The organism is Amycolatopsis sp. (genome assembly GCF_035276945.1).
GTDB lineage: Bacteria > Actinomycetota > Actinomycetes > Mycobacteriales > Pseudonocardiaceae > Amycolatopsis_E.
Genome location: NZ_DATELF010000133.1, coordinates 1 through 9460, shown reverse-complemented (window position 1 = coordinate 9460; position 9460 = coordinate 1). Strand labels below are relative to the sequence as shown.

Genomic DNA, 9460 nt, shown 5'->3' with positions numbered 1-9460 from the left:
CACCACCGCGGCAACAACCCTGCGCGTGCGACTCACCCCCACCAGCCCCACCACCCTCACCCTCCACACCACCGACCCCACCGGAAACCCCGTCGCCACCATCGACACCATCACCCTCCGCACCCACAACCCCGAAGAGCTGCGATCGGCCGGCCGGGGCGCCCGGGACTTGATGCACGGCGTCGACTGGGTGCCCGCCACACTTCCCGAAGCGAACGCCAACCCAGCACAGTGGACAGTCGTCGACCTCACCGGGGGTGCCGGGAGAGCGACCGAGGCGCGGACCGTCACTGCCACGGTTCTCGAACAGCTCCAGAGCTGGCTCGACGAGCCGCAGTCGGATGCGGCGCGGCTCGTCGTGCTCACCAGCGGCGCCATCGCCGTCAACGACAGCGCCGAGCTCACCGACCCGGCCGCTGCCGCGGTGTGGGGGCTCGTCCGGTCGGCGCAGTCGGAGAACCCGGATCGGATCGTTGTGGTGGACGTCGACGACGTGGAGTCCTCGCGTGCTCAGGTCGCCGCCGTCGTGGCCTCGGGTGAGCCTCAGGCCGCCGTGCGCTCGGGAGCCGTGACGGTGCCCCGATTGGTCCGCCGAACCGTGGACGACGACCATCAAAACCGCCCGCTGGATCCCGACGGCACAGTGCTGATCACCGGCGGCACCGGCGGCCTCAGTGCGACCATCGCCCGCCATCTGGTGGCGGAACACGATATCCGCCATCTCCTCCTGGTCAGCAGGAGCGGGCCGGACGCCGCCGGAGCGTCCGAACTCGCGAAGGAGCTGGAGGCACAAAGCGCGCAGGTCACCATCGCACGGTGCGACGTGTCCGACCGGGCCGAGCTGGAAAACGCTTTCGCGCTCATCTCCGCCGAGTACCCGCTGACCGCCGTCGTGCACGCCGCCGGCGCGATCGACGACGGCGTCCTCGACGCGCTGAACCCGGAGCGGATCGAGACCGTCTTCCGGCCCAAGGCCGAGGCGGCGTGGCATCTCCACGAACTGACGAAGCACCTGGACCTGTCGGCGTTCGTGCTGTTCTCCTCGGCGGCGGGCATCGTCGGCAGCCCCGGCCAGGCCAACTATGCCGCGGCGAACGCGTTCCTCGACGGGCTGGCGCACCTGCGCCGTGCTCAGGGGCTCCCGGCCGTGTCCCTGGCGTGGGGAGCGTGGGACCAGGCCGACGGGATGGCCGACCGCGTCAGCGACTCGGACCGCGATCGCATGGCGCGCAAGGGTTTTCGTGCCCTGTCCACGGCCGAGGGAGTGGCGCTCTTCGACGCCGGGCTGCGTTTGCCCGAGGCCCTGCTGGTCCCGGTGCACCTCCCGCGGTCGATGGGCGGCGACGCGGTACCACATCTGCTGCGTGCCCTCATCCGAACGGCGAGGCGGGGCGCCGAAAGCCGCGCCGCGACCGCCGAGCCGTTGCTGCGGAAGCTTGCCGGGAGGCCGGCGGCCGAGCAGCGGGAGATGATCCTCGAACTGGTCCGGGAGGTCTCGGCTCTGGTCCTCGGGCACGCGGGTGCGGCCGCCATCGAGCCGGACCAGGACTTCTGGGAGATGGGCTTCGACTCGCTGACCGCCGTCGAGCTGCGCAACCAGCTGGGGGCGGCCACGGAGGTGCGGCTCACCGCCGCCGCGGTGTTCGAGCACCCGACCCCTGCGGCGCTCACCGACCACCTCATGGCGGGGCTGGACCCGCGGACCGTCCCGGAGACGGAGGTTCCGGCCGCGCCCGGGATCGAACCACGGGCGCTGTTCGAGGAGATGGACAAGCTGGAAGCGAGCATCTCGGCGATCGCCGACGCCGACGTTCGCGCGAGCGTCGTCGAGCGCCTCCGCGCCATGACAGCGGCGACGGCCTGACAACGCCGACGTCCCCACGAAGGGCAGACGAATGTTTGATACGGACGCGTACCTGGAACGCCTCCGCTACGCGGGCCCGCGGACGGCCACCCCGGAAACCTTGCGGCAGCTGCACAAGCTCCACCTGATGACGATCCCCTACGACAACACGAAGTTCGGGAGCGCCGACGGGGAGCTGCCCGCCAACATCGCCGACGTCGACATCGACGTGACGTTCGACAAGATCGTGCGGAACGGGTCCGGTGGCATCTGCTTCGAGCTCAACCCGCTGTTCGACCGCCTGCTCCGCGAGCTCGGCTTCGAAACGCGGATCATCGCGGCCGGCGTGCGGCAGGAGGACGGCTCGTTCTCCCCAGACCTGTCCCACATGTTCACCGGCGTGTCGGTAGGAGACGGCCTGTGGCTGGCGGATGTCGGGTTCTCGGGTCCGTCCTATCTGGACCCGCTGCGGCTGAACTCCACCGTGCAGCACCAGTACGGCTGCCGGTACAAGGTGGTGGAACAAGCGGGCTGGCAGACGCTGTACCGCCGGAGCCGCACCGGCCAGTGGCGTGCGGTCTACCGGTTCACGCCGCAGGGGCGCCGGGTCGAGGACTGGCAGGGGCTCGCGAGGCGGATGCGCGAGTACACGGAGGGCACGGTGCTCGCGAACGCGGTCATTCGCGCCCGCTCGTCCAGCAACGGGCACAGGCTGCTCGTCGGCAAGAGGTATCTGGAGGTCGAGGACGGCCACGAGTCGATGCGAGCGCTGGTCGATCCCGCGGACTTCGAGAAGACGCTCGACACGATCCTGTCCGGGACCGGTGACGCCCCGTGACTGGCGAGCCGCGCGACGACGCGCCAGAGTTCGACGGGTTTCCCCCTGCGCTGCACGCCAAAGTCGCTGCCGCGAAGGCCGCCTGGAAGGTCGCCGTCTGCGCGCGGCACGCGGTGGTCCCGGAACACTACTGGCCGCACGAAGCCGATCTCGCCGCGCTGCGCGCTGGGCGAGCACTGACCGAACTGGCGTCCCGCTACGTCGAACGCGCCGTCGTGGCGGCGCGGGCCGAGGGACTCGGCTGGCCCGCCATCGGCGAGGCGCTCGGCCTCGCCGACCCGGAGGCCGTGTTTGGGCCGGCGATCGCCGAGTGGACCGAGGAGCTGGCGCGGGTGCGAGCGGGGCAGGTGGATCCGGAGGCGCAACCGGCGCTCGACTGGGTCGTCGACACGGCCTGGTGGGCGGAGGCGCTGCGCGAATGGCTGAGCAGCCCGGGGCGGAACCCCCTCGACTCCGCGGCCAAGGAGCCGCCGGCGAACGGGAACGGCTGGTGGCGTGCGGACACGCGGACCAGCAGCGAGGACGACGAGGCCGATGCGGGCCTCCTGACGTGAATCTCGCCGGTCGTGAGCCGGATCACCGAAGAAAGGAAAGCCGTGCCGAACGGAAGACTTGAGGAGATCCAGCAGACCATCCTGACCGGGGAACCGGGCGAGCTGGCCGGGCTGAGGGTGCCGGAAAGCTATCGCGGCGTGACGGTCCACGCCGACGAGACCGCGATGTTCGAGGGCATCCCCAGGGCGGAGAAGGACCCGCGGAAATCGCTGCACGTCGAGGAGGTCCCGGCACCGGAGTACGCGCTCAACGGCGGCGCGATCCCGGTCTGCGTGGTGTCCAGCCCGGAAAAGGCGGAGATCTGCCACAGGCTGGGCGCCGAGCTGGTCATCGACCGCAGCGCGGAGGACTACCGGTTCTGGAAGGACGAAAACTCCCAGAATCCCAAGGAATGGCAGCGTTTCGGCGACCGGATCCGGGAGCTGACCGGTGGCGACGACCCGGACATCGTGTTCGAGCACCCTGGCCGGGAGACGTTCGGGGCCTCGGTGTACGCGGCTCGCAAAGGGCGGCACGATCGTGACCTGTGCGTCCACGTCGGGATACACGCACCAGTTCGACAACCGCTATCTGTGGATGAACCTCAAGCGCATCGTCGGCTCCCATTTCGCGAACTACCGCGAGTCCTGGGAGGCCAACAGGCTGATCGACAAAGGGCTCATCCACCCGACCCTGTCGAAGTCCTACGCGCTGGAGGAGACCGGGCAGGCCGCGCTCGACGTGCATCGCAACGGGCACCAGGGCAAGGTCAACGTCCTGTGCCTCGTGCGGGACGAGCACAAACGCGAACGCCACCTTGGCCGTATCAACGCGTTCAGGCGGGAGATGGCAGTCGTCTGACCCGAAACCGGGATTAGCGGATTGAGCCGATCTTCGGCCGCTGGTGTTGATCTCGTGGTGGGTGTGTGGTGGGTGTGGGCATGGTGGCGGCCCGGTTGTTGGCCGGGTGGGTGGTGTTCGGGGTCCTTGGTCAGGGTTCGGGGGGCCGGGTGGTCAGGGCATCGTGGGGATTTTCCGGAGTATGGCGAGGATTTCGGCGAGCAGGTCGGGTCCGGGTGGGGGTCTGAGGATGAGCTGGCCGGCGTGATGGACCAGGCGGGCGGGGACGCGGATGAGCCGGTGGCGAAGCGTCACGATCATGGCCTTGCCACCACGGACACCGTGCCCGGTCAAGGTTTCCTTAGTCAGTTTGGCCAGTTCCGGAAGCAGCGTCTCGTCGACGTCGGAGAGGTTCAGCACCAAGAACGGTTTAACGTCCATCCGGTTAGGCGCGTCAAGATCGGTGTAGAACTCGTACGTCTCCCCATTGGTGAGGATCGCGATCATCGCGTTGGTGACCGCGAAATAGCGGAACAGTTGGGAGGCGTGCTCGATGCGGAGCGGATCATTGATCTTCACCTCGACCAGGACCTGGACCCGACCGTCATGAGCGATCGCGTAGTCGATCTTCTCTCCCTTTTTCGTACCCACGTCGGCGGTGAACTCCGAAACGACCTCTGCGGGATTGAAGACGTCGTAGCCGAGAACAGATCAGGTAGGCCAGGCGCTCGCCGTCGATCAGCTCCATCCGCCCGTGCTCCCTGGCCTTCTCCCAGCATTTCGGGGTGAACCAGGAGGTGGTGACGAGGATTCCGTTGCCCGCATTCTTTTCTTCGTTGGCGCCGGCCAACTCGCGGATGTGGTTGATGCCGACGGCGATGCTGTGGCGCTTCGCCTGGACAATGGCGAGTCCGCCGACGATCGACGTCTTGTTGGTGATGACCGCATCCACGCCGTCGTCATTGCTCTGCGTCGTGGTCCAGCCGTCCAGGCTGCCTTGCGCCTCGAACAACTGGCGGACCAGGTGCTCGAAGTTCGTTGCGGACATCCGCATCAGATCCGGCCGCGAGTCTAGTGTCGCGACCGCATCGAGTCCTTGGATGAACGACAGGGTCGACGCGGCGAGTCGACGACCACTTGGGGACGCAGGAGGATCATCACGGTGTGGGTTCCGAAGTTGGTCGAGTGCTCTCACGAGTCATAGCTTCGTGGCTTGTCACACCTCTCGCCCGCTCCCGAGCTGTCAACAGGATCGACAGAAGCTGGCTATCGAAGCGACGCGCAGCGCACACGAAGACGTACCTGTACCTGTGCAAACATCCGCTTCGGCCGCTGACCGGTAGCTCGGCACTGTTCGGTCGGCGATCGACGCTGTTGGGAGGCCGTGATCTAGGGTTCAAGCGAGCTCCAGGTGAGTTCGGGCAATGTGCCGCTGGTGACGTCGAGGTCGGCCCGGGCGCAGGCGTAGAAGTCGTTGCGGAGCCGCATGGTGTTCTTGTAGGCGTCGATGAATGATGTTTTGTCGGGGCTGTCTTCGTGCAGGATGCGTTCGAGTCGCCATACTTGCTCGTGCCAGGCTCGGGCGGCGGAGATCGTGGCGGGATCCCCGAGCAGCAGAACGGTTTCCCATTTCAGGGCCCGCTCCGTCTCGGCTTCGGCCAACTCGGCGAACGCGGCGTCGAGGTCGATGGGCTGGCCCGTGGTGAGCAGGTTCCTGGTCTCGGCGATGCGTCGGCATAGCCGGACCGAGCGCTTCACAGCGTTTGCGTACTCGGTGTAGGCCATCAGGCGCTTGTCGTCCCATCGCGTGGACTGCGTGCGCCGCCAGCGGATCCGCTCGATTGTGGTGGTCGCGATGAACGTGGCGGCGGAGCCCAGCAGGACACCCGCGATGGTCAGGACCTGTGCGACGATTGGGTTCACGGACCGTAGCCTGCCACTGTCGGCGGCACGAGTGCATTGCGGGGAGCCAACACCGTTCTGCCGCAACGGATCCAGGGAATCTCCTTGCACAGCACGCGTTGCATGCTCCGAACGTCCCCACTCGTCTCCTCCAACACGGCCATGGGCGAACTCCGACGATCAATCGGACGGTAGCTTGGCGAACGTCCGCACATGCCTGTGCGGCGTTCCAGGCTGTCGCCGAAGCGCAAGAGAAGCCGCGCGGAACAACGCGCCCAGGTCGCGGGGCGGGTTGCGGTCGAGGACGGCGCCCTCGCCCGGTGCAGTGAAAGGCAGGCCAAGACGCCACGGACCGAGGGGATGCCGCGAGCACCCGACCTCGCGAGCTTCAGGCCAGGTCAGCCGCGACATAGCCGACGTGGTCGCCAACGAAGATGTCGGGGGAAAAGGCCCTCGCGGAGGCGATCGTTGCGCGGATCAAGGTTACTTTGCCTGTCGTGGCTGCCGTGATCAGGTCAGCGATCGCGGCGTCGAGGCTGCGAAAGGCGTACCACGACAAGACCGTGCTGGACGGCATCGACCTGGACACCGCCGGCCGGTCCGGATCCGAGGAGACCGTCGAGATGCGCGGGGGGCACCTCCCACGGCGACATCACCATCCGCCGCTCCTGAGCCACTACCTCAACGGCCCGTAGGCCGACCAGTCGCACTGGCAACGCGTGCCGACCTCGGCAGCGACTACCGGCACGTCACCTATGACGAGCGCGCCCGCCAGCAATTCCAAGCGCTCGGCGGGCTATTCGTTCGAGGTGTGCATCCGAGACATCGATGCCGTTTTCAAGGCGAGGGATATGGACTTGCCGCTTCTGGTGGGCTGGTCCTACGGTGCGGTGCTGAGGTGGCACTGGGCCGGCCGAAATCCGGACCGTGGCCTGGGGGGTGGTGGCCGTGGACGGTCTTTCGGCCGATCTGACCTCGATTCACGGGAGGTGGGCCGTGTCCATTTCCCGTCATGGGGAGGCCCGCCGTCCGAGATGGAACGGGTATGTCAAGCCGAGCGTGTCGGGCTAGTGGCTTTGAGGGTGTGACCTGCATTTTTCCGCCTTCCTTTCCTGGTTTGGGGTCAGGGGGTGCCGGGCCTGGTGGGGTCAAGACGCAGCGCCCGCAGCGGAGCGAGCCGCCCAGGCCGCCGGAGCCGACCAGGTTGATCCCGACCTGTTGGCCCGGCTCCGGGGCCGCTACGACAAAGCCGTCGCCCGGGGCGAGACCAGCAACCGGCTGCGCGACTGGCACAAAGGCAGCCGCCTCGGCTATGTCCTCGCCACACGACTATCCGACAAAGCCGACCAGGTTTGGTTGTTCACCACGGTGTTTTCCGTGCCCTGGACCAACAACGCGTCCGAGCAGGCACTGAAAAGCCCGAACCTAGCGGTCAGTGCCGGGTTCGCCGAACCAGCGGTGTAGGGCCTCGGCCAGGCCCGCGGGTTCGCGGTGTGGTGTGGACCAGGCGACGTGTCCGTCCGGGCGGATCAGCAGTGCGGCCTGGCCGGGGAAGGCCCCGGTGGCGCGCACCTGGTGCACCCGCCCGGCCCATGGCGCGGCGTGGTGGGCCAGATCCGCGCCGAGGTCGAGCAGGACACCCCGGGCGTCGTGGAGCAGGTCGAGCGTGTTTGCCGAGGTGCCTTCGGCTAGCCGCAGCTCAACCGGCGGCACGCGTCGGCCGACGAGCTCGCCCTCGCCGAGGGGGTAGTGCACCGCGACCGCGCTCAGCTCGTCGGACATGCGCCGGTTGGCCTCGGGGGTGCGCAGGAGTTCGGTGACGACGGTGCGCAGGGACTCCACCTCCGGGCCACCGCGCATGAGCGCGTCCTGGGCACGGGTGTTGAGCAACACGCGGGCGGCGACCGGCTGCCGTTCGGCGTGGTAGGTGTCGAGCAGTCCCTGCGGGGCGCGGCCGGTGACCTCGGCGGCGAGCTTCCAACCCAGGTTCACCGCGTCCTGGATGCCGAGGTTGAGGCCCTGGCCGCCGAAGGGCGGGTGCACGTGCGCCGCATCGCCCGCCAGCAGCACCCGGCCGCGCCGGTACTCGGTGACCTGCCGGGTGCCGTTGCCGAAACTGCTCAGCCACACCGGTTCGGCGCTGGAGATGTCGAGGCCGGAGATGTTTTTGACCACATGACACACCTCGTCGAAAGCCGGGGGTTCCGGACGGCGGGCCGGGGGCCGGTCGAACTCGCCGGCGATGATGCGGACCAGGCCGGGCCGGTCGTCGGACAGTGTGACCACGGACATGGCCAGCCAGCCGTGCTCGCTGCGGTGGTGGGGAAACGGGCGGCCCTTGAGTACCGGCAGGTCGGCTGGCAGGCCGGCCATGTCGGCGAGCAGGACCTCGGTGGTGGCCGGAGTGCCGGGGAAGTCGAACCCGCACAGCCTGCGCACGCTGCTGCGGCCGCCGTCGCAGCCGACGAGGTAGTCAGTCCGCAAATGCTCGGCCGTCCCGTCGGCGCGGCGCGCGGTGACGGTAACACCGTGCTCGTCCTGGGCGAGGCCCTTCACGGTGCGCGAGCGCAGGATCCGCGCGCCCAGGGACTCGGCCCATTCGGCGAGGACCTGCTCCATGCGCGCCTGCGGCATCAGCAGGACCGCGTCCTCGGTGCCCGGCGTGCTCAGGTCCAGTGCGACGGGCAACAGCGCGAAGTGGCTCATCCGTCCGAAGCGCTTGTCCGGGAAGCGATCCAGGATGCCGCGCTGCCGCCAGACCTCGATGGTGCGGGCGTACACGCCTGGTGCGCGGGACTGCCCGGCCGGGTGCGGTGCGGCTTCGAGCACGGTCACGTCCACGCCGCCCAGGCGCAGTTCCGCGGCGAGCATCAGGCCGGCCGGACCCGCTCCCACGACGATCACCTGTGCGGTCCCGGTCACCGGGTGCCTCCTTCGAGCAGTGCGGTGAGGTGCGTGGCGAGCTGATCGAGGGTGGGGTGTTCGAGCAGCGCCGAGGTGGGCAGCATCAGGCCGGTCGCGGTGACCAGCCGGTTGCGCAGTTCCAGCAGGGAGAAGGAGGACAGGCCGAGGTCGAGCAGGCTGCGGTCCGGGCTGGGCTGCTCGGTGAAGTCGTCGCCGAGCACGTCCGCGGTCTGGCGAGTGATCAGGTCCAGCAGCCCGGCGCGGTCCAGCTCCAGCACCGGGGACGGGACCTCCTGAGGTTCCTCGCGCCCGTGCCAGGTGGCGAAGGCGGGCAGCACCGAGGCCAGCGCCTCGCGCTGCTCGGGGGTGGCGATGCCCAGCAGTTTGGTGACCTTGTCCAGGTCCTCGTTGCGGAGTGCGTCGGCCAGCACGTCGTCGACCTGCGGGGTGCTGGAGTGCAGCCAGTACCGGGTGTGTTGGAAGGGGTAGGTGGGTAGTTCGGCGGTGCCTGGGGGGAGTAGTTCGGTCCAGCGGATGGGTATTCCGGTGGTCCAGAGTTTGGCGAGTCCGGTGTGCAGGCGCTGGTTTTGTGGTTTGTG

At 68.4% G+C, this 9460-nt stretch carries 10 protein-coding genes and 1 pseudogene; 6 read left to right on the top strand and 5 right to left on the bottom strand.

What is annotated here, in order from left to right; all coding sequences use genetic code 11:
• From VJT49_RS23560 to VJT49_RS23545, 4 genes and pseudogenes are all read left to right on the top strand, one after another.
• Window positions 1–1864, top strand: a 1864-nt coding sequence (locus VJT49_RS23560) for a beta-ketoacyl reductase (RefSeq protein WP_324167079.1), incomplete at its 5' end; no start/stop codon positions are given.
• Between the two features lie 31 nt (window positions 1865–1895).
• Window positions 1896–2681 carry an arylamine N-acetyltransferase family protein gene (locus tag VJT49_RS23555; protein WP_324167078.1) on the top strand — a complete coding sequence of 262 codons (786 nt, stop codon included), beginning with the start codon at window positions 1896–1898 and terminating at the stop codon, window positions 2679–2681.
• Entirely contained in the window at window positions 2678–3235 is a 558-nt protein-coding gene (locus tag VJT49_RS23550) for a hypothetical protein (protein ID WP_324167077.1), read from the top strand. Before VJT49_RS23555 ends, VJT49_RS23550 begins: the two co-directional genes overlap by 4 nt.
• Before the next feature lie 42 nt (window positions 3236–3277).
• Window positions 3278–4076 (top strand): annotated as a pseudogene (locus VJT49_RS23545) (zinc-binding dehydrogenase).
• 153 nt (window positions 4077–4229) lie between these two features.
• On the opposite strand, the gene VJT49_RS23540 reads toward VJT49_RS23545, so the two are convergent.
• The 3 genes from VJT49_RS23540 to VJT49_RS23530 form a co-directional block, all read right to left on the bottom strand.
• On the bottom strand, window positions 4230–4706 hold the full coding sequence (locus VJT49_RS23540; RefSeq protein ID WP_324167076.1) for a hypothetical protein: 477 nt from the start codon (window positions 4704–4706) through the stop codon (window positions 4230–4232).
• On the bottom strand, window positions 4660–5250 hold the full coding sequence (locus tag VJT49_RS23535) for a restriction endonuclease (RefSeq protein ID WP_324167075.1): 591 nt from the start codon (window positions 5248–5250) through the stop codon (window positions 4660–4662). Before VJT49_RS23535 ends, VJT49_RS23540 begins: the two co-directional genes overlap by 47 nt.
• 194 nt (window positions 5251–5444) lie before the next feature.
• Window positions 5445–5978 carry a hypothetical protein gene (locus tag VJT49_RS23530; RefSeq protein ID WP_324167074.1) on the bottom strand — a complete coding sequence of 178 codons (534 nt, stop codon included), beginning with the start codon at window positions 5976–5978 and terminating at the stop codon, window positions 5445–5447.
• 476 nt (window positions 5979–6454) lie between these two features.
• On the opposite strand from VJT49_RS23530, the gene VJT49_RS23525 reads away from it, so the two are divergent.
• Together VJT49_RS23525 and VJT49_RS23520 are read left to right on the top strand one after the other, a co-directional pair.
• Window positions 6455–6652: a hypothetical protein gene (locus VJT49_RS23525; protein ID WP_324167073.1), complete on the top strand. Its 198-nt coding sequence runs from the start codon at window positions 6455–6457 to the stop codon at window positions 6650–6652.
• Window positions 6653–7175: 523 nt separating this feature from the next.
• Window positions 7176–7421, top strand: coding sequence for a hypothetical protein (locus VJT49_RS23520; protein WP_324167072.1), 246 nt, complete (start codon window positions 7176–7178; stop codon window positions 7419–7421).
• Here VJT49_RS23520 and VJT49_RS23515 read toward each other — a convergent pair.
• Window positions 7383–8879 (bottom strand): FAD-dependent oxidoreductase, encoded by a 1497-nt coding sequence (locus VJT49_RS23515; protein WP_324167071.1) that lies wholly within the window; start codon window positions 8877–8879, stop codon window positions 7383–7385. The two genes, VJT49_RS23520 and VJT49_RS23515, sit on opposite strands and share 39 nt — an antisense overlap.
• On the bottom strand, window positions 8876–9460 hold a 585-nt coding region (locus VJT49_RS23510), incomplete at its 5' end, for an acyl carrier protein (protein WP_324167070.1). The genes VJT49_RS23515 and VJT49_RS23510, both read right to left, overlap by 4 nt.